This window comes from Sphingopyxis sp. QXT-31, from assembly GCF_001984035.1.
In the GTDB taxonomy this organism is placed as follows: Bacteria; Pseudomonadota; Alphaproteobacteria; order Sphingomonadales; family Sphingomonadaceae; genus Sphingopyxis.
Genome location: NZ_CP019449.1, coordinates 161,781 through 186,519, shown reverse-complemented (window position 1 = coordinate 186,519; position 24,739 = coordinate 161,781). Strand labels below are relative to the sequence as shown.

Annotated in this window: 23 protein-coding genes and 1 tRNA gene; 7 read left to right on the top strand and 17 right to left on the bottom strand. The window is 69.1% G+C overall.

The genetic code is table 11. The annotated features are described in order from the left end of the window. The first annotated feature begins 48 nt into the window (after window positions 1-48). A complete protein-coding gene (locus tag BWQ93_RS00925) occupies window positions 49-1,638 on the top strand; it encodes an acyl-CoA dehydrogenase family protein (RefSeq protein WP_077028881.1) in 1,590 nt (529 codons plus the stop codon). Continuing rightward, a complete protein-coding gene (locus BWQ93_RS00920; protein ID WP_077028880.1) occupies window positions 1,638-2,885 on the top strand; it encodes an MFS transporter in 1,248 nt (415 codons plus the stop codon). Before BWQ93_RS00925 ends, BWQ93_RS00920 begins: the two co-directional genes overlap by 1 nt. On the opposite strand, the gene BWQ93_RS00915 is transcribed toward BWQ93_RS00920, so the two are convergent. From BWQ93_RS00915 to BWQ93_RS00900, 4 genes are all read right to left on the bottom strand, one after another. Beyond that, a complete protein-coding gene (locus BWQ93_RS00915) occupies window positions 2,882-3,649 on the bottom strand; it encodes an SRPBCC family protein (protein ID WP_077028879.1) in 768 nt (255 codons plus the stop codon). The genes BWQ93_RS00920 and BWQ93_RS00915 overlap by 4 nt on opposite strands. Before the next feature lie 13 nt (window positions 3,650-3,662). Beyond that, a complete protein-coding gene (locus BWQ93_RS00910) occupies window positions 3,663-4,262 on the bottom strand; it encodes an ArsR/SmtB family transcription factor (RefSeq protein WP_077028878.1) in 600 nt (199 codons plus the stop codon). A 210-nt stretch (window positions 4,263-4,472) separates the two neighbouring features. Further along, window positions 4,473-4,805, bottom strand: a complete 333-nt coding sequence (locus tag BWQ93_RS00905) for a D-Ala-D-Ala carboxypeptidase family metallohydrolase (RefSeq protein ID WP_077028877.1) — start codon at window positions 4,803-4,805, stop codon at window positions 4,473-4,475. Between the two features lie 174 nt (window positions 4,806-4,979). Further along, window positions 4,980-5,636, bottom strand: coding sequence for a 5'-methylthioadenosine/S-adenosylhomocysteine nucleosidase family protein (locus BWQ93_RS00900; protein WP_077028876.1), 657 nt, complete (start codon window positions 5,634-5,636; stop codon window positions 4,980-4,982). A gap of 279 nt (window positions 5,637-5,915) precedes the next feature. Between BWQ93_RS00900 and BWQ93_RS00895 the strand changes: the two genes are divergently transcribed. From BWQ93_RS00895 to BWQ93_RS00885, 3 genes are all read left to right on the top strand, one after another. Continuing rightward, window positions 5,916-6,875 (top strand): bile acid:sodium symporter family protein, encoded by a 960-nt coding sequence (locus BWQ93_RS00895; protein ID WP_077028875.1) that lies wholly within the window; start codon window positions 5,916-5,918, stop codon window positions 6,873-6,875. 63 nt (window positions 6,876-6,938) lie between these two features. Next, window positions 6,939-8,150, top strand: a complete 1,212-nt coding sequence (locus tag BWQ93_RS00890; protein WP_077028874.1) for a toxic anion resistance protein — start codon at window positions 6,939-6,941, stop codon at window positions 8,148-8,150. A 9-nt stretch (window positions 8,151-8,159) separates the two neighbouring features. Then, window positions 8,160-8,885 carry a hypothetical protein gene (locus tag BWQ93_RS00885; protein WP_083721097.1) on the top strand — a complete coding sequence of 242 codons (726 nt, stop codon included), beginning with the start codon at window positions 8,160-8,162 and terminating at the stop codon, window positions 8,883-8,885. Between the two features lie 9 nt (window positions 8,886-8,894). On the opposite strand, the gene BWQ93_RS00880 is transcribed toward BWQ93_RS00885, so the two are convergent. From BWQ93_RS00880 to BWQ93_RS00825, 12 genes are all read right to left on the bottom strand, one after another. Continuing rightward, complete coding sequence (locus BWQ93_RS00880; protein WP_077028872.1) at window positions 8,895-10,058, bottom strand: helix-turn-helix transcriptional regulator; 1,164 nt, start codon at window positions 10,056-10,058, stop codon at window positions 8,895-8,897. Window positions 10,059-10,285: 227 nt separating this feature from the next. Continuing rightward, window positions 10,286-10,612: a hypothetical protein gene (locus tag BWQ93_RS00875; protein ID WP_077028871.1), complete on the bottom strand. Its 327-nt coding sequence runs from the start codon at window positions 10,610-10,612 to the stop codon at window positions 10,286-10,288. Next, a complete protein-coding gene (locus BWQ93_RS00870; RefSeq protein WP_198040443.1) occupies window positions 10,609-11,142 on the bottom strand; it encodes an RNA polymerase sigma factor in 534 nt (177 codons plus the stop codon). Before BWQ93_RS00870 ends, BWQ93_RS00875 begins: the two co-directional genes overlap by 4 nt. Window positions 11,143-11,146: 4 nt before the next feature. After that, complete coding sequence (locus BWQ93_RS00865; protein WP_077028869.1) at window positions 11,147-11,791, bottom strand: hypothetical protein; 645 nt, start codon at window positions 11,789-11,791, stop codon at window positions 11,147-11,149. Between the two features lie 337 nt (window positions 11,792-12,128). Further along, on the bottom strand, window positions 12,129-13,529 hold the full coding sequence (locus BWQ93_RS00860) for an efflux transporter outer membrane subunit (protein WP_077028868.1): 1,401 nt from the start codon (window positions 13,527-13,529) through the stop codon (window positions 12,129-12,131). A gap of 11 nt (window positions 13,530-13,540) precedes the next feature. Further along, entirely contained in the window at window positions 13,541-16,717 is a 3,177-nt protein-coding gene (locus BWQ93_RS00855) for an efflux RND transporter permease subunit (RefSeq protein ID WP_077028867.1), read from the bottom strand. 93 nt (window positions 16,718-16,810) lie between these two features. Next, window positions 16,811-18,103, bottom strand: a complete 1,293-nt coding sequence (locus tag BWQ93_RS00850) for an efflux RND transporter periplasmic adaptor subunit (RefSeq protein WP_077028866.1) — start codon at window positions 18,101-18,103, stop codon at window positions 16,811-16,813. Between the two features lie 5 nt (window positions 18,104-18,108). Continuing rightward, the gene (locus BWQ93_RS00845; RefSeq protein ID WP_077028865.1) at window positions 18,109-18,537 is read right to left on the bottom strand and encodes a hypothetical protein; all 429 of its coding nucleotides are present in this window, start codon (window positions 18,535-18,537) and stop codon (window positions 18,109-18,111) included. A gap of 341 nt (window positions 18,538-18,878) precedes the next feature. Beyond that, window positions 18,879-19,502 (bottom strand): TetR/AcrR family transcriptional regulator, encoded by a 624-nt coding sequence (locus BWQ93_RS00840; RefSeq protein ID WP_077028864.1) that lies wholly within the window; start codon window positions 19,500-19,502, stop codon window positions 18,879-18,881. 45 nt (window positions 19,503-19,547) lie between these two features. Continuing rightward, on the bottom strand, window positions 19,548-20,951 hold the full coding sequence (locus tag BWQ93_RS00835; RefSeq protein WP_232314695.1) for an FAD/NAD(P)-binding protein: 1,404 nt from the start codon (window positions 20,949-20,951) through the stop codon (window positions 19,548-19,550). Further along, the gene (locus BWQ93_RS00830) at window positions 20,948-21,841 is read right to left on the bottom strand and encodes a TauD/TfdA dioxygenase family protein (RefSeq protein ID WP_077028863.1); all 894 of its coding nucleotides are present in this window, start codon (window positions 21,839-21,841) and stop codon (window positions 20,948-20,950) included. Before BWQ93_RS00830 ends, BWQ93_RS00835 begins: the two co-directional genes overlap by 4 nt. 172 nt (window positions 21,842-22,013) lie before the next feature. After that, window positions 22,014-22,087: transfer RNA gene (locus BWQ93_RS00825), tRNA-Gln, on the bottom strand. A gap of 156 nt (window positions 22,088-22,243) precedes the next feature. Between BWQ93_RS00825 and BWQ93_RS00820 the strand changes: the two genes are divergently transcribed. Then, window positions 22,244-23,536 carry an FAD-dependent oxidoreductase gene (locus tag BWQ93_RS00820; RefSeq protein WP_077028862.1) on the top strand — a complete coding sequence of 431 codons (1,293 nt, stop codon included), beginning with the start codon at window positions 22,244-22,246 and terminating at the stop codon, window positions 23,534-23,536. Window positions 23,537-23,553: 17 nt separating this feature from the next. Beyond that, window positions 23,554-23,925, top strand: a complete 372-nt coding sequence (locus tag BWQ93_RS00815; protein ID WP_077028861.1) for a RidA family protein — start codon at window positions 23,554-23,556, stop codon at window positions 23,923-23,925. A 4-nt stretch (window positions 23,926-23,929) separates the two neighbouring features. On the opposite strand, the gene BWQ93_RS00810 is transcribed toward BWQ93_RS00815, so the two are convergent. Next, window positions 23,930-24,616 carry a TetR/AcrR family transcriptional regulator gene (locus tag BWQ93_RS00810; RefSeq protein ID WP_077028860.1) on the bottom strand — a complete coding sequence of 229 codons (687 nt, stop codon included), beginning with the start codon at window positions 24,614-24,616 and terminating at the stop codon, window positions 23,930-23,932. Window positions 24,617-24,739: the final 123 nt, after the last annotated feature.

Here is a 24,739-nt window from a genome sequence, read left to right as displayed (position 1 = left end):
GAGCGCCCGCGTTCGGTGCATCGCCGCCGCGACGAACGGGATGATCGAATGAGCGATTTGAGGCAGGCGCTGGCCGCTGCGCAGGATTATCGGACCGCGGCGCAGGCGGCGCTCGCGGCGCGGCTGGAGACGGCGCCGATCGACGCCGAACAGCGCGCGGCGCATGGTTTTGCGTGGGTGGCGACGACGGTGGCGGCGCTCGAAGCGACGCTCGGCTGGGTCGAGGCGGGCGAGAAGCCGCGGGTCGATGCGCTGGTGACCCAGCTCGCCTTTGCCGAGGGTATCGGCCAACTCGTGGGCGGGCTGCCCATGGGGCAAAATGAGATCTTCCGTCCCGCCGATCTGGGGCTGGCGCAGGCCGCGGCGAAGCTTGCGGCGGACTGCGCCGAGCTGCTCGACGCCGACTACGCGGCGGGGCGCGCTGAGCTGACCGCGCTGCTCGCTGCCGGGCAATGGCCGAGCGAGACGCTGCACGATGCCGATCTCGACGCGATCCGGGAGCAATATCGCCGCTTCACCGATGCCGAGATTTTGCCGCACGCGCATGGCTGGCACCTCGCCAATGCGCTGATCCCCGATGCGATGGTCGCGGCGATGGCCGAACTCGGCACCTTCGGCGTCTGCATTCCCGAGGAATTTGGCGGGCTCGGCCTTGGCAAGCTGGTGATGTGCATCGTCACCGAGGAATTGTCGCGCGGCTGGATCGGCACCGGGTCGCTCGGCACAAGGTCGGAGATCGCGGGCGAGCTGATCGTGCTGGGCGGTACCGACGCGCAGAAGGCCGAATGGCTGCCACGGATCGCCAGCGGCGAGGTGCTGCCCACCGCGGTGTTCACCGAGCCCGACGTCGGATCGGACTTGGGCGCGCTCCAGACCCGCGCACGGCCCGAGGGCGATCATTGGGTGATCGACGGGGCGAAGAACTGGATCACCCACGCCGCGCGCTCCGACCTGATGACGTTGCTCGCGCGCACCTTGCCCGAGGCGAAGGGCTATGCCGGGCTGTCGATGCTGCTCGTGCCCAAGCCGCGCGGCAGCGAGGAGGCGCCCTTCCCCGCCACCGGCATGAGCGGCAGCGAGATCGAGGTGCTGGGTTACCGCGGCATGCGCGAATATGCGCTGCAGTTCGATGCCATGCAGGCGCCCGCCGACGCGCTGCTCGGCGGCGAGGAGGGGCAAGGCTTCAAGCAGTTGATGCGCACCTTCGAGGGCGCGCGCATCCAGACCGCGGCGCGCGCGGTCGGGGTCGCGCGACGCGCGCTCGAACTGGCGCTCGATTACGCCGTGACACGCAAGCAATTCGGCAAGGCGATCCTCAATTTCCCACGCGTGTCGGACAAGATCGCGATGAGCCTCGTCGATTTCGTCACGGCGCGCGAATTGAGCTACGCCGCCGCGCGCGCCAAGGACGGCGGCAAGCGCTGCGATATCGAGGCGGGCATGGCGAAATTGCTCGGCGCGCGCGCGGCCTGGTCGAACGCCGACGCAAGCCTGCAGATCCACGGCGGCAACGGCTATGCGATGGAATATGAGATCAGCCGGGTTTTGTGCGACGCGCGCATCCTCAACATCTTCGAAGGCGCCGCGGAGATACAGGCGCAGGTGATCGCGCGCGGGCTGGTAGGGGGCCGCAACTGATGGCCGAGGGCAGCGAGCCGCGCCCCGCCCCGGTGTCGCCGCTCGCGCCGTTTCAATTTCCCGCCTTCCGCGCGATCTGGATCGCCAATCTCGCCTCGAACATGGGGTCGATGATCCAGTCGGTCGGCGCCGCCTGGCTGATGACCGAGCTGACGCAGTCGCACCTCTTGATTGCACTGGTCAATGCGGGGGCGACGATCCCGATCCTGATGCTCGGCGTGTTCGCGGGCGCGATCGCCGACAATTATGACCGGCGCAGGGTGATGCTGTGGTCGCAGATCGGGATGCTTACCGCCTCGGCGGCGCTCGCCGTCGTCACCTGGGCTGGCGCGATCGGCCCCCTGTCCTTGCTCTTCTTCACGCTCGCGGTCGGCTGCGGCACCGCGGTCAATTCGCCCGCCTGGCAGGCGTCGGTGCGCCAGCAGGTCGGGCATGCGCATCTGCCGCAGGCGATCGCGCTCAACAGCATCGCCTTCAACCTCGCGCGCAGCGTCGGGCCGGCGCTGGGAGGCCTGCTGATCTCGCTGACCGGACCCGCGCCGGCCTTCGCCCTCAACACGCTCAGCTATCTGGTGCTCATCGTCGTGCTGCTGCGGTGGAAGCCCGAGACCGAGCCGCCGAAACGCAGCCCGATGCTCGCCGCCATCGCGACCGGCATCCGCTTCTGCGCGCAGTCGAACCCGGTGCGCCGCGTACTGATGCGCGGCTTTTCCTTTGGCTTCGGCGCCGCGGCGTTCCAGGCGCTACTCCCTTCGCTCGTCCGCGACCAGTTGAAGGGCGGCGAGCTCGATTACGGGCTCTGCCTCGGCGCCTTCGGGCTGGGGTCAATTATATGCGCGTTATGGGTCGGCGCGGCGCGGCGTCGCTGGGGCAGCGAGACGGTCGTCAGCGTCGCAACATTGGGCTTTGCCGCGGCGCTGGTCCCCGTCGCGCTGACCGATCAGGTGCTCGCGGTGCTCGCGGCGGCCTTCGTCGCCGGCATGGCGTGGGTCGGCACGCTCACGTCGCTCAACGTCGCGATGCAGCTCCGCTCGCCCGACGCGATCCTCGGGCGTTGCCTGTCGATCTACCAGGCGGTGACCTTCGGCGCGCTGGCGCTCGGCGCGTGGATTTTCGGGATGATCGCCGACCTGTCGACGCTGACCGCAGCCGTGCTGACCGGCGCCGGCTGGCTGGCGCTGTCGGTGCCGATCCTCCACGCCGTCGCGCCGATGCCCGGCCGCGACGAAGGCCGCATTGCACCCTAGCTGCACGCCTCCGCGCTCGGCGGCGGCGCGTCGTAATGCGCGTCCCACCAGGTCCGCCAGCGCGTTTCGAGTTCGGCGAAAGCGGCTTCGGACAGGCCGTAGGTGGTCAGGATCAGCGCGCCGCGGCCGTGCGGAGCGGTGTCCTTGACCGACTTGTCGGTGGCGATCAGCAAGCCATTGCCCCACTGCGGCACGGTGAGCCCGAGCTGCCACGGGGTGCGGTGCCAAGCCTGCCCCTCGACCACCTCGCCGGTCGGCAGATCGGCGACGAAGGCGGCGCCGTCGGGCACGTCGCGCAGGCCCGTGAGGCCCAGCGCCGCGATCGGCCCCGAACCGCCTTCCTTGGCATTGCCCTCCAGATAGAGCGTGCGGCGCGGCGCGAGATCGTTCTGCTCGATCGCGAGGCGGAGCTGCTGGACGAAGCTGATCCAGCCCTCGACCATATCCTCGTAGATGCCGTCCCAGCTCGATCCCGCGGGCGAGGCGCGCACGACGCGCAGGATACAGGTTTCGGCGCCGGTCGGCTCGACCTCGAAGCGGTCGGGCACGCCCTCGAACCACAGGATGCCGGCCTCCTCGTCGGGCCTGGTATATTGGAAGAAGATATAGTCGACCTCTTCCTCGAGGCTCGGCGCGTCCCAGCCGAACCAGTGCATGAGCTTGTCGGGGTCGCGCAGCGCGTCCCACACTTCCGCGGCGGGCGCGGCAATCGTCATTTCAACCAATATGCGATCGACGGTCGGCTGATCGGCGGGTTCGCTCATTTTGGGCTCTCCCTCAATTCACGGTGGTTTTGGTACGAGTGCCGGCGGCGGGGTGGCCGGCGACGGTGACGCGGTAGCTTCGCCCCTCCACTGCAGGCGCGAAGTCGGCGGCGATAATCGCGAGCGCGTCGGACAGGCGCGCGGCGAAGACCTCGATGTCGGCGGGGCGCGCGAAGGCGACGTCGGCCTCGAGGGTGAAGGTGAGCAGGCGGCTGCCCTCGTCGGCTGCCGCCTCGCGCATCCGTGACACGTCGCGCACAATGCCTGCGGCGGTGCGCACCAGATGGTCGGCGGCGAAGCGGTCCTGCTTGTCGACCGTCTCGAGGTCGGCGGGAGCGAGGATCATCGGGTCGATCAGCAGCGCGTCGCTCCGCGCTTCGAAAAGCGTCTCGGTAAAACCGCGGCGCTGCCGCGTCTCGACCGCCGCAATCAACCCCGCCTTTTCGAGCAGACGGAGGTGATAGCCGATCTTCTGCCGCGGCATGGCGAGGGCCTCGGCGAGGCCCGCGGCGGACGTTGGCGTGCGCAAGCGGCCGAGCAATTCGCGGCGCATCGGCGACAGCGCCACGCGGGCGGTCGATGCGTCGTCGAGAAGGGCCAGCGAGTCGCTCATGGGGACTGGCTATAATAGACAAATTATTTTGTCAATTATGAAACCCGGCGAAGTTTAGCGGCGGTGGCTGCGGCTTTGGGGTGGGACATCCTTGCTCGTCATCCCCGCGAAAGCCGGGACCCAGAGCGTGCATAGTCTCACCCTACCCTAGGTTCCTGCTTTCGCGGGGATGACAAGGTAAGGGAACAGCCGCCGCCCGCGATCCGACGTTCAGCAGCATGGTGAAGACGCCGCATGATAGTCGGCGCCCCAGCGGCGGTGGCCGGCGGTGTCGATGTGGAAGCGGGTGATGGCGTAGATGCCGAGGCCGACGTCGAAGCGCGCGCCGGTGCGGGCGTGTAGGGGGCAGAGTTTGGCGATGAGGTCGGCACGGGAGAGCGGGCGGACGGGGGTGAGGTCGAGCGCGGCGAAGCGGAGGTGGCGGCTGGCCTTGGCGCCCTTGAAACAGGCGTTGGCGATGGGGTCGCGGTAGCCCGAGACGATACGGACGGGGCCGATCACCGGGACGACTTCGTCGCGGATATAGCGCAAGGTGGGGACCATCGCGGGCCAGAGCTTGCGCGGGGGGACGGCAAGCGGCGCCGAGGCGCCAGGCGGCGAAGAGGTCGGCGTCCCGTTGCGGTGCGATGCCCGCGATCGGGACGAGCGCGCGGGTTAGCAGCAGCCAGATCGCGGCGCCCGCGAGCCCGAACAGCAGCGCGGCGGCCATCGCGCGCTTCACAGCATCGCGACCAGTCGTTCGACCTCGACCGCGGCCTGGCGCGCGGCACGCACGAGATTGGCCTGGAAGTCGCCGCCGCTGGCGTCGTTGGCGTCGTCGGTGACCGCCTTGATCGCGGCCCAGGGCTTGGCGAGGCGCGCGGCGACCTGTGCGACGGCGCCGACCTCCATGTCGACGAGCGTCGCGCCGAGATTCGCCTTCAGGTCGGCGGCGGCGGCGGGGCAGGCGACGAAGCTGTCGCCGCTGGCGATGCGCGCGTGGGGGAGGCCGAGGCCGGGATCGGGCATCGCCGCGAAATGCGCTTCGCCCGCTTCGCCCATCGGCCAGTCGCCCGCGCGGTAGCGGCGGAAGAGGCCGGGTTCGTTCGCGCCATAATCATGCTGCACCGCCTCGGCGAGCCAATAGGCGCGGCCCGGCTCGGCGCCGAGCGCGCCGCAGGTCCCGCTCATCAGCAGGATGTCGGCATCGGTCGCGAACAGGCCCGCGGCGAGCGCGGCGTTGACCTTGCCGAGGCCGCAGGTGGCGATGTTGATGGCGTGGTTATGGGCCACGAGGCGGCGCACGGGGAAGGCGCCGTGGATCGCGGTGCTGGTGCCCGCGAACAACGCGTCAGCTTCTTCGGAGAGGGCGGCGAGGATGAGAATCGCGGTCATGGCTTCTGTCTAAGCCCCCGTCCGTTCGTGTCGAGCGAAGTCGAGACACGCTCGCGCGGCGCCGGACGTCCCTCGACTTCGCTCGGGACGAACGGCAACCCTTAATCCTTCCTGTGCGAAGCCATGGGGAGGTGGAAGCCCGAAGGGCTGACGGAGGGGTAATGGCGCGACGTTGCTGGCCCCTCCACCACCGCTTCGCGGCGGTCCCCCTCCCCATGGCTTCGCCACGGGGAAGATCATTGGCTTGCCAACGCCGCGCCGCCCCGCCATCGCTGCCCCATGCTTTCGCGCATCTTTCCCGACCGTTTCGTTCCTTTGCTCCTCGCGACGATCCTGCTCGCCAGCCTGCTGCCGGTGCGCGGGGCGATGGTGCCCGTCGCGCAGGGCGTTTCGACCGCGGCGGTGGTGTTCCTGTTTTTCCTCAACGGCGTGCGGCTGCCGCGCGACGAGGTGCTGCACGGCATCCGCAACTGGAAGCTCCAGGGCGGCGCGCTGGCTTTCTGTTTCGGGGCGATGGCGCTGCTGGGGCTCGGCGCGCAGGCGGCGACTGCGGCGTTCCTGCCCGCGACGCTGGCGCTGGGGTTCCTGTTCCTCGGCATCCTGCCCTCCACCGTGCAGTCGGCGACCGCGGCGAGCGGGCTTGCCGGGGGCAATGTCGCGGCGAGCGTCGTCGCGGCGGCGCTGCTCAACCTGACCGGGGTCGTCGCCTCGCCTTTGCTGTTCGCGGGGCTGGCGGGGAGCGCGGGCGAGATTCATGGCGAGGCGGTGCTGCGCATCGTCGCGATATTGCTGCTGCCCTTTGTCGCGGGGCAGCTGGTGCAGCGCTGGCTGCGGCCTTGGGTGCTGGCGCACAAGGAACTGGCGACCTTCATGGATCGCAGCGCGATCGCGATCGCGGTCTATGTCGCCTTTTCGGCCGCGGTGGTCGCAGGGATCTGGCAATTGCTCGACGCGCGCGAGATCGGGATCGTGTGCGGCGTCGTGGCGGTGCTGCTGGCGCTGGCGTTCGGCGGGGCGTGGGGGTTGGGCGCGCTGCTGAAGCTGGCGCGGGCGGACCGGATCACTTTGCTCTTTGCCGGCGCGCAGAAGAGCATCGCGGTCGGCGCGCCGCTCGCCTCAACGCTGTTTCCGCCCGCGGTCGCGGGCATGGTGCTGGTCCCGATCCTCGTCTATCATATGGCGCAGCTGATCCTGTCGGCCTGGCTCGCGCCCGGGCTGCGCAAGATCGACGAGGTGTGATGCTTGAATAACACAGTTCGCCATGCCATATAGGCGGGCGGCAAAGGGGTGGAAGGAAGACGAATGAGCGAACTGACCGCAACCGCGACGGCGACCGACGAGCTGAAACTGACGCCGCCCGAGCCGATGCCCCCCGTGACGCCCGAGAAGGCCGCCGGCCTGGTGCCGCTGTCGAGCGAGCAGCGCACCAAGCTCGACGAGCGCGTCGACAGCTTCATCGACGACCTGGTCGCGCAGGACGAGAATAGCCCTGCCTTCGGCCAGAAGATCGACCAGATCACCAATATGGGCCGTAAGGAGATGCTGGAGGCGGCGAACCAGTCGAACCGCTTTCTCGACCGCCCGATCAAGGCGATGGACCGCGACACCGACATCGGCCAGAATCTGATCGAGCTCAGGAACACCGTAGAGCGGCTCGACCCGTCGGCGAACGGCAAGCTGCTCGACAAGCGCGGCTTCCTCGACAAGATCTTCGGCAGCAAGATCACCAATTATTTCGCGCAATATCGCAGCGCGCAGACGCATATCGGCGGTATCCTGACCGCGCTGTCCAACGGCAAGGACGAGCTGCTGATGGACAATGCGGCGATCGACGTCGAGCGCCGCAAGCTGTGGGAGGCGATGGGCAAGCTCGAGCAGATGATCCACATCGCCGGCAAGCTCGACGAGCGGCTCGAGGCGAAGGCGGCCGAGCTCGACGGCACCAACCCCGCCAAGGCGAAGGTGATCCGCGAGAATGCGCTCTTCTATGCGCGCCAGCGGACGCAGGACCTGCTGACCCAGATGGCGGTGACGGTGCAGGGCTATCTCGCGCTCGACCTGGTCAAGAAGAACAATGTCGAGCTGGTGAAGGGCGTCGACCGCGCGAGCACGACCACCGTCGGCGCGCTCAAGACCGCGATCACCGTCGCGCAGGCGATGACCAACCAGAAGCTGGTGCTCGAACAGATCACCGCGCTCAATACGACGACCGCGAACATCATCGACGGCACGTCGCAGATGCTGAAGGACAATACCGCGCGCATCCACGAGCAGGCGGCGTCGAGCACGATCCCGATGGAGACGCTGCAGCGCGCCTTCCAGAATATCTATGACACGATGGACGCGATCGACACCTTCAAGCTGAAGGCGCTCGACACGATGAAGACCACGGTCACCACGCTGGAGGGCGAGGTCGCCAAGTCGAAGGGCTATATCGCGCGCGCCGAGGGCGCGAGCCAGGCGCAGGCGAGCGTCGGCGGCGCCGCGAGCCCGCTCGCGGCGCTAGAGGGATAAGTGGCGACGATGAGCATGAGCGAAGTCGACAAGGTCCGGCTGTCGGCCGCCTCCGCGATCGAGCGATCGCGCGAGCGGCGGCGGCCGATCGGCACCAAGAGCGTCGCGCTGCGCCGCCAGCATCTCTACAAGAAGCTGGGCCGGATGCTGATCGCGGCGGGCGTGGTGCTGATCGGCGCGGCGCTGTTCGGTGCGCTGATCCAACCGCTGGGTTTCACCGGGCTGCTGGCGCTGGTCGTGCTGCTGATCGGGGTCGCGGTGCTGTTCGGGCGGTCGCCCTTTCCCGAACCGCAGCAGGCCGACCTGCCCAAGGCGGATTTGAAGCAGCTCGCGGGCCGCACCGAAATCTGGCTCGAGGCGCAGCGCCCTGCCCTGCCCGCCCCCGCGCGCCAGCTGATCGACGGGATCGGGGTGCAGCTCGACCTGCTCGCGCCGCAGCTCCAGACGCTCGACGCGTCGAGCCCCGCGGCGGCGAATATCCGCAAGCTGGTCGGCGAGGATTTGCCCGAGCTGGTCGCAGGCTATCAACGCATCCCGGCGGGGCTGCGCACCGAAGCCCATGCCGGGCGCACCCCCGACGAGACCTTGCTCGGCGGGCTGAAGACGCTGGAAAGCGAGATCGGGCAGGCCGCGCGCAGCCTGGCGGCGGGCGAGCTCGACAAGCTGGCGACGCGCGAGCGTTACCTGCAGCTCAAATATCAGGGCATCGACGACGAGGACGGCGCGCCCGCCTGATCCCGCCCGCTAAGCCTCGCTCGCCGCGGGCAGGCGCGCGAGTGTGGCGAGCAATTGCGCCTGGCTGGTCGCGCCGGTCTTGCGGAACACGCCTTTCAAAAGAAAGCGCACCGCGTTGAGGCTGATCGCGCGCTCGGCGGCATAATCGTTGAGCGACTGGCCGGCGTCGAGCGCGACCGCGAGCCGCGCCTCGGCCGGGGTGAGCCCGAACCATTGCGCGATGCGGTCGACCGCGACCACCGGGGTCTCGCCCGGCGCGCTGCCCAGCGTCACGATCAGCGACGCGCCGAGCGCGACGCCGCCGATCTGCGGCACCGACTGGCGCGTGATCCGCGCCGCGAGCACGGGGCATTCCTTGCCCCCCTTTCCCAACGTCTGGAAAGCGAGCCCCGCGGGGTTAGGGTTGCGCAGCAGGTCGAGCAGGAGCTTCTGGCTGGCGGCATGGGTGAAGGCAAAGCGGCCGCCCTCGAGCCGGACGAAACCCGCGCGCTCATATTGCTCCGCGCGGCTGTTGGCGGCGAGGATGTTGAGCTGGTCGTCGAGGCTGAAGATCGCGAAGGGCGCGACGTCGGCGGCGGCGCGCGCGGCGCCCGCGGCGAGTTCGAGCGTTGCCACCCGGTCGCTGATCCGCATCGCGCGCTGGATATGCGGGGCGAGCGTGCGCATGCCGCGCTTCAGTTTCTCGATGTCGCGGTCGCCGGGGCCGGGGATCATCAGCCCCAGATGCTCGCCCCCGCGCCGGTCGAGCAGCACGCCGACGAGCCGGTCGATGCCCCAGGGCGCGAGGAAATTGCGCGAAAATTCGGTCTCGGCAAAGGCCTCGCGGGTCATGATGTCGTTGCTGTCGACGACGCTGCCGCTGGCATAGCGCATCATCTTGCGCGACCATTCGTGGCGGCCGGCATAGACCGCGGCGTAGATCTCCTGCACCCCGGCGGCGAGCCCCGTCGCGGCGACGAAGCGCGCGGCGGGCGGGTTGCCGCTTTCCCACAGCAGGAAGGCGGCGTCCCAGCCGAGCGGGCAGAGCGTGTTGGTAATATGCGCGAGCGTGTCGTTCCAATGTTCGGGGTGCAGCACCGAATCATAGATTTCGCCGATCAGCCCATTGAGGACTTCCCATTCGGCCACCGCATTGTGACCGGGTGGAAAGGGCGAAAGCACTTCGTTCGGCATCGATATCCCCGGCAGGAAGATCGGTGGGAGGGAGCGGCGGAAAAACGCGCCTGATCAATATGTAATCGCGGGCGACAAAAAACTTCGCCTGCTACCCATATGGGTAGCGCGGGCCGCGGTCAAATCGGTCATTTCATGGGGGCGACCCAAGGACAGGATGGCCCCGCCGGGACCATCCTGTTCGTTTGAAGCCCGCCGGGAAACCGGCGGGCTTCCTTTTGGGCGGATCAGGCGCTGCGCAGCCTTTGCGTGCCGCCGAACCACAGCAGCAGCACGAGCAGCAGCGGCGGCGCGAAGCCCCATTGCGCGGGGCCGGCGAGCGGCGCGAGCAACGGCGTGCCCGAGAGGAGCCACAGCCCCGCGAGCAAAGCCGCGACGGCGAGCGCCTCGAAGGCGAAGCTGGACCAGAAGCGCGATCGCGCGCGGGCGTAGGCCGCCTGCGCGTCGATCGCCCGGTCGACCTGCACCGCGAAGGCGCGGTCGCCGGCGCGCGTCGGCGGCGCCAGCATCGCGCTCAGCATCGCGTCCATCGCGCTGTCGTCGGGTCCGGTCATGCCGCGGCTCCTTCCTCGATCAGTCTCTGCGCCTTGGCGCGGCCGCGCAAGACCAAAGATTTGAGCGTGCCGAGCGGCACGCCCATGATCTCGGCGGCCTCGCCGTGCGACCAGCCATGGCCGAAGCAGAGGGTGAGGGCGGCGCGTTCATTTGCCGACAGTCCAGCAAGGAGGCGGTCGGCGTCGATCGCGGCGTCGATCGCGCCGTGCGGGTTGCTGCTGGTGACGGCATCCTCGTCCTGCGCGGCCAGACCTTCGCGGCGTTTCGCGGTGCGGCGCTGGTCGAGGAAGAGGCGCCAGCCGATCCCCATGACCCAGGCGGCATAGCTTCCCTGCCCGCGATAATCGCCCGCGCGGCGCCAGGCGCGCACGAAGGCCTCCTGCGCCAGGTCGTCGCCGTCGGCCTCGCTGCCCGCGGCGCGCGCAAGGAAGGCGCGCAGACGCCCCTCGTGCCGAAGCACGAGGAGCTGGAAAGCGGCGCGATCTCCCCCGGCAACGCGCTGGTTGAGGGCAAAATCCTCATCGGCCACGCTTTCATCCGAGGTCCGCAGCGCGGTCCTCGGCGGCGGCCGCGCGCGCGAGGCGGCGGCGGACCAGCAGCGCGATGCCGACGAAGGCGGGGAAGAGCGCGGCGCCGCCGGCCTCGCGGATCGTCTGTCCGTCGCCCTGGATCAGCCCGAAACCCGCCATGGCGAGGCCGATCGCGAGCAGCACGAGCCCGTTGCGGTCCTCGTTGCTGGCGGTGTTCGCGGTGCTGCTGCTGGCCTTCCACGGGCCGAGATGTTCATAGGGCTTGTTGAGCTTTTCGATCAGCGGGGCGACCGCGTCCGATTTCGCCTCGAGCGCGCGGCGGATCGAGCGGTGCATCATCCACGCGTGGATCAGCCGCGAGACGAGGAAAAAGCCGACGACGAACAGCGCCACCATCGTGATGTTTTCCATCAGACGGAAGAAGCTGTCGCTGACCGCAACGAATTCGGTGGTCGGCGGCGGCGCCGGCAGATAGGCCGCGATATCGCGCGGGTCGATATAGGCGGCGACGTCGGCGGGGCTGATCACCTGTGCAGGCATCGCCTGCGCGGGCACGGTGACCGGGACGGCGACCGCGGCGGCGGGCGCGGCGGCCGGCGGGGCGGCGGCAGTGGCGGCGGCCTGCGTTGCGGCCAAAATCTGGAACATAGTTTACCCTCCCTGCATGCCCCGGGGGCATGGTGAAACCACAGGCGGCGGCCGCGGGCAAGGCCGGTCTGGCGGGGCGCCCCGGGGAGAGCGGCTGCCCGCCGACGGCCCGCATCGAGGCCGCCGCAAGGACCGGCGGTATGGGCCGGTCAGGGAGTAGACGGTGCGGGGATGAGGTTTGGATGCGGGGCGCAAATTTTTTTAGAAGCCCCTCCCCTTCAGGGGTGGGGTTGGGGTGGGGGTCCGCAGCGTAGCGTAACGCCGCTGGCCCCCACCCGCTGCGACTAGGCAGCAAGCTGCCAAGTCTCGTTGCCCTCCCCTGAAGGGGAGGGCTTTTTCAGCTATCCCACCGCCCGCCCAGCGCGCGGAACAGGTCGACCTGCGCGTCGGCGATGCGGGCGTCGGCCAGCGCCAGCGCGCCCTCGGCTTCGGCGAAGGTGCGCTCGGCGTCGAGCGCGGCGAGGCCGTCGATCGCGCCTTCGCGCTGCTGGGCGCGGGTGATGCGGACCGCGACCTGCGCTTCGTCGCGCGCCGATTGCAGCGCGGTGCGCCGGTCGAGCATGTGGGCGTAGCCCGAGAGCGCAGTCTCGGTCTCCTCGAGCGCGCGGAGCACGGTGCCGTCGAAGGTCGCGAGCGCGGCCTGGGTATCGGCCTCGGCCCCCTCGATGCGCGCGCGCGTCGCTTCCTGGTTGAGGAAGTTCCAGCTGATCAGCGGGCCGAGCAGCCAGCGCAGCGGGCCGCCGCCGAACAGGTCGCCGAGGCCGCTGCTGGTCTGACCGACCGAGGCGCCGAGCGTGACCTTCGGATAGAGGTCGGCGGTCGCGACACCGATGCGCGCGGTCGCGGCGGCGAGGCGGCGCTCGGCGGCGGCGACGTCGGGGCGGCGTGCGAGAAGGGCGGCGCCGTCGCCGACCGGGATCGGCTGGTCGAGGCGCAAGGTCGTGGTGCGCGCGGCGGCGATCGGCGGCAGGTCGGCGGGGGTGCGCCCGGTGAGCGTCGCGAGGCGGAAGAGCGCGGCGTCGCGCTCGGCGGCGATCGCGGGGATGTCGGCGGCACGCTGGTTGCGCAAAGCCGCGACGCGCGCGGTGTCGAGGCGGGTGGTCAGCCCGACCTCGGCGCGGCGCGCGGTGAGCTTCACCGACTGGTCGAGCAGCGCGACGATCTTCTCGGCGACCGCGAGCCGTTCGGCCGACGAAGCCGCATCGGCATAGGCGCGCGCGGTTTCGGCGACGATCGTCACGCGCACCGCATCGGCATCGGCCTCGGCGGCGGCGAGGTCGCCGCGCGCGGCCTCGACCCCGCGGCCGACGCGGCCGAAGAGGTCGACCTCGTAACCGACGGTGAGCCCGGCATCGACCTGCCACCCCTCGCGGTCGGCGCCCGCGGGCACCTGCCCTTCGCTGACGCGGCCGTAGTTGGCGCCGGCGCTGAGGTTGGTGCTCGGTAGCCGGTCGCCGCGGACTTCGCGCAGGGCGGCGCGCGCCTTGGCGATGCGCGCCACCGCGACGCGGACGTCGGTGTTGGCGGCGAGCGCGTCGGCGACGAGCCCGTCGAGCACCGGGTCGTCATAGAGCCGCCACCAATTGGCGTCGGCGGGCGCGGCGGTGGTGACCCCGGCTTTCGTCGAGAGGAAGGGGCCGGACGCCGTCACGGGGGAGGAGGGTGTGGCGAAGTCCGGCCCGACCGCGCACGCTGCGAGCGTGAACGCGGACACGGTGGCGATGAGAAAATTGCGCATGGGCTTTCTCCTTATTCGGCGGGCTGCAGCACGGGATCGGCGGCGCTACCGCGGCCGCGGCGAGCGGCGAGGCGGTCGCCGAGCGTGCGGCAGACGACATAGAAGCTGGGCGTGTAGACGAGCCCGAAGAAGGTGACCCCGATCATTCCGTAGAAGACCGCGGTGCCGAGCGCCTGGCGCAGCTCGTAGCCCGGGCCCGAAGCCCAGACGAGCGGCGCGACGCCGAGGATGAAGGCGAAGCTGGTCATCAGGATCGGGCGAAGCCGCGCCCGTGCCGCCGCCACCGCCGCCTCGACGATGCTCGCGCCGCGTTCCTCGGCCTGCTTGGCGAATTCGACGATCAGGATCGCATTTTTCGCGGCGAGCGCGATGAGCACGATGAGGCCGATCTGGGTCAGGATATTGTTATCGAGACCCCTGACGTTCACCCCCGCCATCGCGGCGAGCAGGGTCATCGGCACGATCAGGATGATCGCGAGCGGCAGCGTCAGGCTTTCGAACTGCGCGGCGAGGACGAGGAAGACGAACACCACCGACAGCGCGAAGATCAGCGCGGCGACATTGCCCGCCGCCTTCTGCTGGAAGGCGAGGTCGGTCCATTCGGCCGCGAAGCCCGCGGGCAGATCCTCGGCAACCTTGTCCATCACCGAAATAGCCTGGCCGGTCGAATAGCCCGGCGCGGTCTCGCCATCGACCTCGACCGCGGGGAAGAGGTTGTAGCGGGTGACGCGATAGGGGCCGGTCCGGTCGCTGAAGGTCGCGACCGCGCCGAGTGGCACCATCTCGCCACTGTTCGAGCGCGTCTTCAGCTGCGCGATGTCCGCCGGATCGTCGCGCGCCGCTGCATCGGCCTGCGCGGTGACGCGGAAGGTGCGCCCGAGCAGGTTGAAGTCGTTGACATAGGCCGAGCCGAGATAGACCTGCAGCGCCTCGAACACGCGCGCCGGCGGCACCCCGAGCATGTCGGACTTGGCGCGGTCGATGTCGGCATATACGCGCGGCGTCGCGGTGTTGTAGAGGGTGAAGACGTTGGCGAGCTGGCGCTGCTGGTGCGCGGCGCCGATCAGCTGGCCGCCCGCCTGTTCGAGCGCCTGATAACCGGCGTCGCTGCGGTCCTGCACGATCATGCGGTAACCGCCGCCGTTGCCGATGCCCTGGATGACCGGCGGCGGGATGACGAAGACGAAGGCGTCGTTCACGTCGGCGAGCGCCGCGCGCATGTCATTCTCGATATTCGCCTCGGTGCGGTCGGTGCCCGCGCGCTCGGCGAAGGGCTTGAAGGTGACATAGGCGGCGCCGGCGTTCGACGCCTGGGTGCCCGAGGCGCCGTCGAAGCCCGCGAACATCACCGCCGCCTCGGTGCCGGGCACCTCGAGCAGCTTCTTCACCACCTTCTTGAGCACCGCGTCGGTCTGCTGGATCGAGCTGCCCGGGGGGAGCTGGACCGCGGCGAGCGCATAGCCCTGGTCCTGCGCGGGGACGAAGCCCGCGGGGGTGGCCCAGAAGATCGCGGCGGTCGCGGCGATCAGCCCGCCATAGGTAGCGAGCGCCTTGCGCGGCGCGGCGACGATGCGCCGCGCCGTATCGGCGTACCAGTCGCTCAGCCGGTCGAAGCTGCGGTTGAACTTGTCGCCCGCCTGCCAGGCGTAGCGGCGCCATCCCGACGCGGGCGCCTCGATGGCGCGCGGGCGGAGGAGCATCGCGGCGAGCGCGGGCGACAGGGTGAGCGAGAGGATGAGCGAGATCACGGTGGCGGTGGCGATCGTCACCGCAAACTGACGGTAGAATTCGCCGGTGATGCCGGTGAGGAAGGTCGTCGGCACGAACACCGCGCAGAGCACGAGCACGATCGCGACGAGCGCGCCCGACACCTCGTCCATCGAGGTGTGCGCGGCTTCGCGTGGGGACAGGCCGTGCTCCATATTGCGCTCGACATTCTCGACCACAACGATCGCGTCGTCGACGACGATGCCGATCGCGAGCACCAGCCCGAACATCGACAGCGTGTTGAGCGAGTAACCGAGCGCGGCGAGCACCGCGAAGGTGCCGATCAGCGACACGGGAATGGCGATGATCGGGATGATCGCGGCGCGCCAGCTCTGCAGGAAGACGAGGATCACGAGGACGACGAGCAGCATCGCCTCGATCAGGGTCGCCTGCACCGCCGCCATCGATTCGCTGATGAATTCGGTCGGGTTCCAGATGATCTTGTATTCGAGGCCCTTGGGGAAGCTCTTCGACGCCTCGGCGAGCTGCGCCTTGATCCCCTCGGCGGCGGCGAGCGCGTTGGTGCCCGGGCGCTGGGTGATACCCATGATGATCGAATCCTGGCCCGAGAGATAGGCGTTGACGCCATAATCCTCGGCCCCCAGTTCGACGCGCGCGACGTCGCTCAGCCGCGTGATCGCGCCGTCGGGCGCGGTGCGCACGATGATGTTCGCGAATTCGCCCGCGGTCTTGAAACGGCCCTGCGTTTCGACGCTGAGCTGGTGCGCGGCGCCGGTGTCGAAGGGCGGCTGGCCGACGGTACCGGCGGCGACCTGGACATTCTGTTCGCGCAGCGCGGTGACGATGTCGCCCGCGGTGAGATTGAGCGCGGCAGCGCGGCCGGGGTCGATCCACACGCGCATCGCATAGTCGCGCGCGCCGAAGACCTGGACGTCGCCGATGCCGTCGACGCGGGTCAAGCGGTCCTTGAGCTGGGTCAGCGCATAGTTGGAGACATAGCTGCGATCGAGCGAGCCGTCGGGCGAGAGGACGTTGACCGCCATCAGCCACGAGGGCGAGGTCTTGCGCACGACGACGCCCTGCCGCCGCACTTCCTCGGGCAGGCTTGGTTCGGCAAGCGCGACGCGGTTCTGCACGAGCACCTGCGCGGTATCGAGGTCGGTGCCGAGCTTGAAGGTGACGGTGATCGTCACCCGCCCGTCGCCGGTCGATTGCGACGACTGGTAGAGCATATTGTCGACGCCGTTGATCTGCTGCTCGATCGGCGCGGCGACGGTGTCGGCGACGGTCTCGGCCGAGGCGCCGGGGTAATTGGCGCTGACCGTCACCGTCGGCGGGACCACCGCGGGGAATTGCGACACCGGCAGCCCGAAATAGGCGAAGGCGCCGACGATCGTGATGATGATCGCGATCACGCCCGCGAAGATCGGGCGGCGAATGAAGAAATGGCTGAGACGCATGGCGAGCCTCCTCGGCCCGGGTGGGGGCCGGCAAGATGGTTTGATCGGAGTGGGCGAGGCCGCGCCGGAGAGGACTCCGGCGCGGGTCGCGGATTAGGGCGTGAGCGTCGCCTGCGACGCGGCGGGCGGCTGGCTCGCCCCCACCGGCGCGGCGGGCGCGGCCTTGGGCTGGATGGTCGTTGGCTTGGCGGTCACCTTGGCGCCCGGCTGGGCGAACTGGATGCCCTGGACGACCACTCGGTCGCCGGCTTTCAGCCCCGAGCGGATGACGCGGAGACCGGCGACGAGCGGACCGGTCTCGACCGGGCGCGCGGCGACCGTGCCGTCCTTGCCGACGACGAACAGCTGCTTGCGCGCCTGGTCGGTGCGCACCGCGGCGTCGGGGACGAGCAGCGCCGACACCGTGCCGCCCTGCGCGAGGCGCATATTGCCGAACATGCCGGGGGTCAGGAAATTGCCGGGATTGTCGATCACCGCGCGGACGCGCAGCGTGCCCGAATTGGCGTTGATCGCATTGTCGGAGAAATCGACGCGGCCCTTCCAGCGATAGTCGCTTTCGTCCTGCAGGCGGATCTCGACCTGCTGCGCCGCGGCGCCGCCGGCCTGGCGCTCGCGCTGCGCCTTCAGGAACAAGGCCTCCGAGCTGTCGAAGTTGAAATAGATCGGGTCGAGCGCGTTGATCGTCGTCAGCAGGCTGCCGCCTGCCCCCTCGCCCGCCGCGACGAGGTTGCCCGAGTCGACGCGGCGGTCGGAGATGCGGCCGCCGATCGGCGCGCGCACCTGGGTGAATTCGACGTCGAGCGAGCGCGAGCGGACGCGGGCGTCGGCCGCCGCGAGCGCCGCCGAGGCGGCGCGGACGCGGGCATTGAGCTGGTCGAGGTCGCTCTGCGACACCGCTTCGTCGGCGATCAGCCGGTTGGCGCGCGCGAGGTTGACGCGCGCGAGTTCGAGGTCGCTGCGCGCGCTCGCGGCGTCGGCGCGCGCCTCGGCGAGCGCGGCGTTGAACGGACGCGCGTCGATCGTGAAGAGCAATTGCCCCTTGCGGACGATCTGGCCGTCGGTGAAATGCACGCCGACGAGCTGGCCCGAGACGCGCGGGCGCACCTCGACCGCGCGGCTCGCCTCGAAGCGGCCGACATAATCGTCCCATTCGGTGATCTCGCGCACCAGCGGCGCGGCGACGGTGACGACCGGCAGCGGCGGCGCGGCGACCGCGGCATTGTCGCGCGTCGAGAGCACATAGCCGCCCGCGACGACGAGCGCGATCGGCAGGCCGATCAGCGCCCGGCGACGCCAGCGGCTCGGGGTCTTGGCAGGCGTGGCGGTTCCGGGGGCGAGTTCGACTTCCCGCGCTTTCGCGCGGTCGAAGGGGGAGAGCATGTTCATGGGTCTTACTTTCGGAAGAGGCGGCTGCTGAGCACTTCGGCGACGCGGCGGCCGAGCAGGTCATAATGGTCGGTGGTAAAGCCGGCGGCGAGGAAATCGCCGATCTGGCCCGAGGTCACGGCATAGCCATGGTGCCAGGTCAGCACCGCCATGCGGCGCAGCGCTTCGAGCCGCGGGTCGGCGAGGCGGCGGTTGTAGCTGTCGCCGAAGATCGCGCCGAGCAGCTTGCCGACGCGGCCGGGTTCGCGGAGCGATGATGGCCGGTCGTGACGCGCGAGCATTACGACCGACCATTCGAGCGCCGAAAAGCCAGCGGGTTTGGCTTTCGGCGCCGCGGGGGCCGCCACGGGGGCAAGGGCGGCGACCCGGGAGAGCGAGGCCCGAGAAGGGATGGGCGCGAAGTCGAGCGCTTCGTTGACGGCAAGATAGGCCATGGCGGTTCCTCCTTGGATGGGGGTGCCGGGCACAAGGGGGCTCAGGCCCCGGGACGCTTGCGCCCGGCGAGGGGAGATTCTGGATGAGCGAAAGGGTTCGTCCGCCGCATGAAAACGGGGTCCGTCGCCTGTCGCGAAAATTTGCAGTATTTTGCCCGGGTGGTCCCTAGGCGGTTCTACATGTCCGTATGCGCATCGGCGTTCCCTTCGCGTCCTCGCAGCCGGTCGAACCGTCCAGCCACCTTCTGTACTGTTCGGTATATATAACCTGCATCAGCGCCGGTCAATAGTTATATACCGCCCGGTACGAAATATTTTTAATCGGGCGTTCAGCTCAGCTTTCAGGGGCTGGGCCACAATGTCATGCTGGTGTCGACCAGCCGCTCGAGCTCCGCATGAGTGGCCCCGGCCCCGGCCTGGACGGTGATGCCCTGGAGCAAGGCGTAGAGCACGCTGGTCAGCCCCTCGGCATCGACATGCGCGGGGATGTCGCCCTCGGCCTTGGCGCGCTCGAAGCGCTCGACGAGCAGGCGCTGCGACGAGGCGCGGCGGCGCACGACGTCGGCCTTGATCGACTCGGCCTCGGGGCTGCACGCGAGCGACGAGATCAGCCCCATGCACCCCTTGGGGTCGCTGGTGCCGCCATGGATTTCAATCGCCCCGCGCAGATAATATTCGGCGACCTTGCGCGCGGTCGGCTGTTCGAGCGCGGCGCGGCCATATTCGAGCTTTTCCCGCTCGTACAAGTCCAACGCCTTGTGGAACAAGGCTTCCTTGTTGCCGAAGGCGGCGTAGAGGCTGGGTTTGGTGATGCCCATCGCCTCGGTCAGGTCGGTCATCGACGCGCCGTCATAGCCCTTTGCCCAGAAGACGTGCAGCGCCTCGGCGAGCGCCTGGTCGACGCAGAATTCGCGCGGGCGGCCCTTGGGGGCCGCGGCTGGGGCGGAGATGACATCCTGTTCCATAACGGTCGGTATATAATAGACCGCCCAGAAAAGTCCAGAGGGTGGCTACAGCCCCTCGCCGCCCGTCCAATGCGCATTGACCAGCCGCCGCGCGAGGGCGCTGACCTGGGTGCGGATGTCGGGGACCGCGACGACCTCCCACAGGTCGCCGCGCGTCATCGGCCCGATCGCGAGGATATGTTCGGCGGGGCGCCCCTCGCGGTTCATCACATGGCCGTCGCGGTCAATGTCGAGCCCGAGGCGCAGCGCGTCGGGGCGGATCAGCCCCTGTTTGAGCAGGCGGCGGACGAGCGGGTCGGTCGCGCGGAGCAGGTCGCCCTGCGGCCCGGTGCAGTTGACGATCCGCGCGACGTCGAGCCGCTGCGACCGCGCCTCGCCGCGCGGGCGCCAGTGGACCGCGACGCTGTCGGGCTCGCTGACGACATCGTCGATCTTGCCCGCGCGAAAGACGAGCTGACGGCTGCGGATCAGGCCGTCGATGCGGTCGGCAACCTCCGGCGCGAGGCGGTGGCGGTGAACGTCCCAGAAGGGGCGCAGGTGGCGCAGGAAGCGCGCACGCTTGTCGGCATCGGCCGAGGCCCACATCATCTGGGTGATCGGGCGCACCGAATCGACCGCGAGCCGCCAGTCGCCCGCCTTCGCTTCCTCGCGCGCCCAACGCACCAGTTCGGACAGCTCGGGCGCGGGCTTGGCCAGCACCGGGCGCACCGGCGCGAGCCCGTCGACATGGCGGTGCGGGCGGAGGCCGCGGCGCGACATTGCCACGATCTTGCCGTCGAAGCCGTTCGCAGTCAGGCGCAGGATGACGTCGATCGCGGTGAGCCCGGTGCCGACGACGAGCACCGTCTGATGTTTCCGCAGCCCCTCGGCGAGCGGGCTGACCCAAGGGTCGCCGACATAGCGCCAGGGGGTCAGCCCCGCCCCGGCGATCGCGGGATGGTCGTGCGGCGGCAGATTGCCGATCGCGAGCACCGCCTTGTCCGCCTCGACCAGCCCGCCGTTGACGAGCCCGAGCGTGACCTTGCCGCCGCGCTCCTCGATATCGAGCACCTCGTCGTCGATCAGTTGCAGGCGGCGGCCATATTTCTCCATCGCCTGTGCCAGCGTTTCGCGCAGATATTGGCCATAGGTCGCGCGGCTGACGAACGCCTTGTCGCAGCCAAGCCCGCGCGCGGCGAGCCAGTCGCAGAAATGGCCGGGGCGATCGGGAAAGGCGCTCATGTTTCCGGCGCGGACGTTGAGCAAATGGCCCTGGTCGAAGCTGCTGTACGCGACCCCGGCGCCCATGCGTCGCCGGTCGCGCTCGATCAGCAAGACCTCGACATCCTCCTGTTCGAGCAGGTTGATCGCGAGCAAGGTGCCCGAAAAGCCCGCGCCGACGATGGCGACGCGCGTGGCGGTGCGAAAGCGCGGGCGCGGACCCTGCAACATGGTGCCGTCGAACTTCACCGCGTCACCACATCGCCCGACACGGTCACCCGTTCGAGCGCGCGATATTCGGGCCAATAGTCGCCGACGGCATAATGCTGGGTCGAGCGATTGTCCCAGATGCCGATCGCATTGGGGGTCCAGCGGAAACGCACTTGATATTCGGGCACCTTGATCCGGTCGAACAGCAGGCGGAGCAGGCTGTCGCTCTCCTCTTCCGGGATATCGACGATGCGGCTGGTGAAGGTGTAGTTGACGTAGAGGATCTTCTCGCCCGTTTCGGGGTGGGTGCGGACCACGGGGTGGCGCACCGGCCGGAAGTCGCGCGCGAGCTGGGCGCGTTTCTCTTCCGACACGCGGCCGCCGAAGCTGCGCACGATATCATGCTCGGCCTCGAGCCCCTCGATGCGATCCTTCACCGGCTGCGGCAGCCCCGCATAAGCCGCGGCGGTGTCGGCCCACATCGTGTCGCCGCCGAGCGGCGGCAGCACGCGCGCGCGCAGGATCGAGGCGATCGACGGCCTCTGCCGGAAGGTCACGTCGGTGTGCCACTTGTTATACGCCTGGAACGGCGCGAGCGTCTCGGCGGTCAGCTGCACCCCCTCGACCCCCTCGATGCGCAATATCTCGGGATAGCCTTCGACATGCGGGATCACGGGATGGCCCTCGAGCTCGCCGAACAGCTCACCCAAGCGGAAATGGCTTTCGTGGCTGATGTCCTGATCGCGAAAGAAGATCACCTTGAAGCGCAACCAGGCCGCGCGCAGCAGCTCGGCCTCGGCATCGGTCAGCGCGCGGTCGAGATCGAGCCCCGAAATCTCGGCACCCAGCGTCGGGGTCGAGGGCGAAATGGCGATGCCCAGCGTGCGGGCCTGTTCGAAGATATCGGGGGTCTGGGGCTGGGTGGCCATGGTGCGATCCTCTCTTGCCGAATGACGGATGGATCGGTCGAATCGTAACGTCCCGACATGCGCCACTAATAACTCAACCATATTAATTGACAAGAGTTCCGCGACAACTCGCACGAAAGGCACGACCGGTCGCAAACGGAGGGGGCCGTGGGAAGGTCGCAATGTCAGGAAATGGATGCCCCGTGAGGATTCGAACCTCAATAGACGGAATCAGAATCCGTAGTCTTACCATTAGACGACGGGGCAATGAGGCGGGCGCATTATGATTCCCCGGGCGCGCTGTCAAGGCTGCTGCGGCGCGGCGGTCGCTTCCCCTTGCCCTGCCGGTTTTCGCCGCTAGCATCGCCGCCATAACAGACAGGGGGCCGCGCCCCGCGCGGACATCCCGAAGGAGTGGGCTGAATGCGTCATGTCGCGATCGTCGGGTCGGGTCCCGCGGGCTATTACACCGCCGAAACATTGCAAAAGGCCGAGGATATCGCCGTCGACGTCATCGACCGCCTGCCCGTCCCCTATGGCCTGATCCGCACCGGCGTCGCCCCCGACCACCAGTCGATCAAGGCGGTGTCGCGCCGCTATGAGGGCGTCGCGCTCACCGATAACGTCCGCTTCGTCGGCCATGTCTCGGTCGGCACCGACGTGACGATCGACGAGCTGGTCGAGCTGTACGACGCGGTCGTGCTCGCGACGGGCGCGCCCAACGACCGGCCGCTCGCGATTCCCGGCGCCGACCGCGCAGGGGTGATCGGCAGCGCCGCCTTCGTCGGCTGGTACAACGGCCATCCCGATTTCGCGCGGCTGGGTCCGCCGCTCGACAGCGCGGGCGTGGTGGTGATCGGCAACGGCAATGTCGCGCTCGACGTCGCGCGCATCCTGGCGAAGACCCCCGCCGAGTTCGCGGGCAGCGACATCGTCGCGCACGCGCGCGACGCGCTGGCACAAAGCGCGGTGCGCGAGATCCACATCCTCGGTCGCCGCGGCCCGCACCAAATCGCGATGACGCCCAAGGAGCTCGGCGAACTTGGCCATCTCGAGCGCGCGAGCCCGCGCGTCGACCCCGCCGACCTGCCCGACGCGGGCGACGATGCGATGCTCGAACCGGGCATGCGCAAGTCGGTGACGCACCTCCGCAGCTTTGCCGCCAATCCCGTCGCCAAGCCGGTGACGATCGATTTCGACTTCTTCGCGATGCCCATCGCGATCGAGGGCGACGGGCGGGTCCAGCGCGTGATCGTCGAGCGCACCACGCTCGACAGCGAGCTCAGGAGCCACGGTACGGGCGAGACCTATGCGGTCGATGCCGGGCTGGTGATCAGCTGCATCGGATACCAGACCCCACCGATCCCGGGCGTGCCCTACGAGCATGGCCGCGGGCGTTTCGCGAGCGACGAGGGGCGCATCCTGCCCGGGCTATACGCGGTCGGCTGGGCGCGGCGCGGGCCGTCGGGGACGATCGGCACCAACAAGCCCGATGGCGCGCGCATCGCCGAGATGCTGCTCGCCGATATCGGACGCGGCGCCGGCAAGGCGGGGCGCGCGGGGCTCGACAGCCTGCTCGCGACCCGGGGCATCGTGCCCGTGACTTTCCGCGACTGGCGCAAGATCGAGGCGGCCGAAGTCGCCGCCGCGCTCGACGGCAACCCGCGCGAGAAATTCACCAGCATCGAGGCGATGCTCGCGGCGATCGGGCGCTAGGTCCGGAGAAGGACGACATGACCGGCAACAGCGGCGGACCGCATTATTCGCCTTTTGCGCGCGGCGGCGGGCTGATCTTCGTGTCGGGGCAGTTGCCGTTGCGCCCCGGCCGCGATACGTCGCTGGCGGCAGCGTCGTTCCGGGAGCAGGCCGAGCAGACGTTGCAAAATCTGAAGGCCGTGCTCGACCAGGCGGGCGCCGGGCTCGATCAGGTGGTCAAGACGACCGTCTATCTCAGCGACATCGCCGACTGGGACGATCTCGATACGGTCTATGGCGCCTTCTTCGGCGCGGCGCGGCCGGCGCGGAGCGTGGTGCCCACGGGGCCGCTCCATTTCGGTTTCCGGATCGAGATCGAAGCCATCGCGCGGGCAAGCGCCGACGGTTGAGCGGTCAGGCGAAGCCGCCGAGCCCGTCGATTTTGCGTTCGATGCGGTCGAGGCGCGCGGCGAGATCGCCCTCCCCGCGCCGCGCACCGGGCAGGTCGAGCACCGGCATCACATAAATGGCGACGCGGCGCCGGATCTCGGCGGAATCGTCATAATCCTCGCCGCCGAGCACGAGCATCTGGTGGAGCAGCCATTCGGTCAGCCGGTCGAGGTCGTCGGGCGGCGTCCACGCGCCCGACGCCATCGCGCCGCCCAGCATCTGGGCGACCACCGCCCCGGTGATCGACCGGTGCGCGGCGAGGAAGATCGAGAAATCGTCGTGGAGCAGCCCGTCCTTCGCGACCTTGTGGATCCAGGGTGTGTTGCAGATGCTCTCGACCCCGCCCGCGATCACCTGTTCCAGCCGGTCCTCGATCGGCCCCAGCCCGACCGCAATCTGCGCGCAGCGCTCCAGATAGGGGCCCGACATATGCTGGAGCAGCGCGAGCATCAGCCCGTCGCGATTGCCGAACCAGCGATAGAGCGTCGCGCGCGACACCCCCGATTCGCGCACCACATGATCGATCGTGGTGTCGTGAAAGCCAACGCGCGTGACGACTTCGATCGTCGCGTCGAGCACCGCCGACTTCGCCGCATCCTGCCCCGCGGGCCGCGCAATTGAGCCGATTGTCGCGATCTTCGCCTCCTTCATGAGACGATGCGGCTAACATATCGCACCCTTTGAGGCAAATGCTTGCGCTTGTCTCACTTAGTGTGATAAGTGGGCGACATTGTCTCGTGGATTACAGACCGGCACAAGCCGGTGGCGCGGGGC

What these genes read in the sequence shown, in the direction of transcription:
- BWQ93_RS00845 (WP_077028865.1), bottom strand. Translation starts at nt 18,537, where the DNA reads ATGGCCTATCTTGCCGTCAACGAAGCGCTCGACTTCGCGCCCATCCCT.
- BWQ93_RS00885 (WP_083721097.1), top strand. Translation starts at nt 8,160, where the DNA reads ATGAGCATGAGCGAAGTCGACAAGGTCCGGCTGTCGGCCGCCTCCGCG.
- BWQ93_RS00895 (WP_077028875.1), top strand. Translation starts at nt 5,916, where the DNA reads ATGCTTTCGCGCATCTTTCCCGACCGTTTCGTTCCTTTGCTCCTCGCG.
- BWQ93_RS00830 (WP_077028863.1), bottom strand. Translation starts at nt 21,841, where the DNA reads ATGGCCACCCAGCCCCAGACCCCCGATATCTTCGAACAGGCCCGCACG.
- BWQ93_RS00880 (WP_077028872.1), bottom strand. Translation starts at nt 10,058, where the DNA reads ATGCCGAACGAAGTGCTTTCGCCCTTTCCACCCGGTCACAATGCGGTG.
- BWQ93_RS00855 (WP_077028867.1), bottom strand. Translation starts at nt 16,717, where the DNA reads ATGCGTCTCAGCCATTTCTTCATTCGCCGCCCGATCTTCGCGGGCGTG.
- BWQ93_RS00905 (WP_077028877.1), bottom strand. Translation starts at nt 4,805, where the DNA reads ATGGTCCCCACCTTGCGCTATATCCGCGACGAAGTCGTCCCGGTGATC.
- BWQ93_RS00810 (WP_077028860.1), bottom strand. Translation starts at nt 24,616, where the DNA reads ATGAAGGAGGCGAAGATCGCGACAATCGGCTCAATTGCGCGGCCCGCG.
- BWQ93_RS00860 (WP_077028868.1), bottom strand. Translation starts at nt 13,529, where the DNA reads ATGCGCAATTTTCTCATCGCCACCGTGTCCGCGTTCACGCTCGCAGCG.
- BWQ93_RS00925 (WP_077028881.1), top strand. Translation starts at nt 49, where the DNA reads ATGAGCGATTTGAGGCAGGCGCTGGCCGCTGCGCAGGATTATCGGACC.
- BWQ93_RS00865 (WP_077028869.1), bottom strand. Translation starts at nt 11,791, where the DNA reads ATGTTCCAGATTTTGGCCGCAACGCAGGCCGCCGCCACTGCCGCCGCC.
- BWQ93_RS00820 (WP_077028862.1), top strand. Translation starts at nt 22,244, where the DNA reads ATGCGTCATGTCGCGATCGTCGGGTCGGGTCCCGCGGGCTATTACACC.
- BWQ93_RS00815 (WP_077028861.1), top strand. Translation starts at nt 23,554, where the DNA reads ATGACCGGCAACAGCGGCGGACCGCATTATTCGCCTTTTGCGCGCGGC.
- BWQ93_RS00840 (WP_077028864.1), bottom strand. Translation starts at nt 19,502, where the DNA reads ATGGAACAGGATGTCATCTCCGCCCCAGCCGCGGCCCCCAAGGGCCGC.
- BWQ93_RS00910 (WP_077028878.1), bottom strand. Translation starts at nt 4,262, where the DNA reads ATGAGCGACTCGCTGGCCCTTCTCGACGACGCATCGACCGCCCGCGTG.
- BWQ93_RS00900 (WP_077028876.1), bottom strand. Translation starts at nt 5,636, where the DNA reads ATGACCGCGATTCTCATCCTCGCCGCCCTCTCCGAAGAAGCTGACGCG.
- BWQ93_RS00890 (WP_077028874.1), top strand. Translation starts at nt 6,939, where the DNA reads ATGAGCGAACTGACCGCAACCGCGACGGCGACCGACGAGCTGAAACTG.
- BWQ93_RS00915 (WP_077028879.1), bottom strand. Translation starts at nt 3,649, where the DNA reads ATGAGCGAACCCGCCGATCAGCCGACCGTCGATCGCATATTGGTTGAA.
- BWQ93_RS00850 (WP_077028866.1), bottom strand. Translation starts at nt 18,103, where the DNA reads ATGAACATGCTCTCCCCCTTCGACCGCGCGAAAGCGCGGGAAGTCGAA.
- BWQ93_RS00920 (WP_077028880.1), top strand. Translation starts at nt 1,638, where the DNA reads ATGGCCGAGGGCAGCGAGCCGCGCCCCGCCCCGGTGTCGCCGCTCGCG.
- BWQ93_RS00875 (WP_077028871.1), bottom strand. Translation starts at nt 10,612, where the DNA reads ATGACCGGACCCGACGACAGCGCGATGGACGCGATGCTGAGCGCGATG.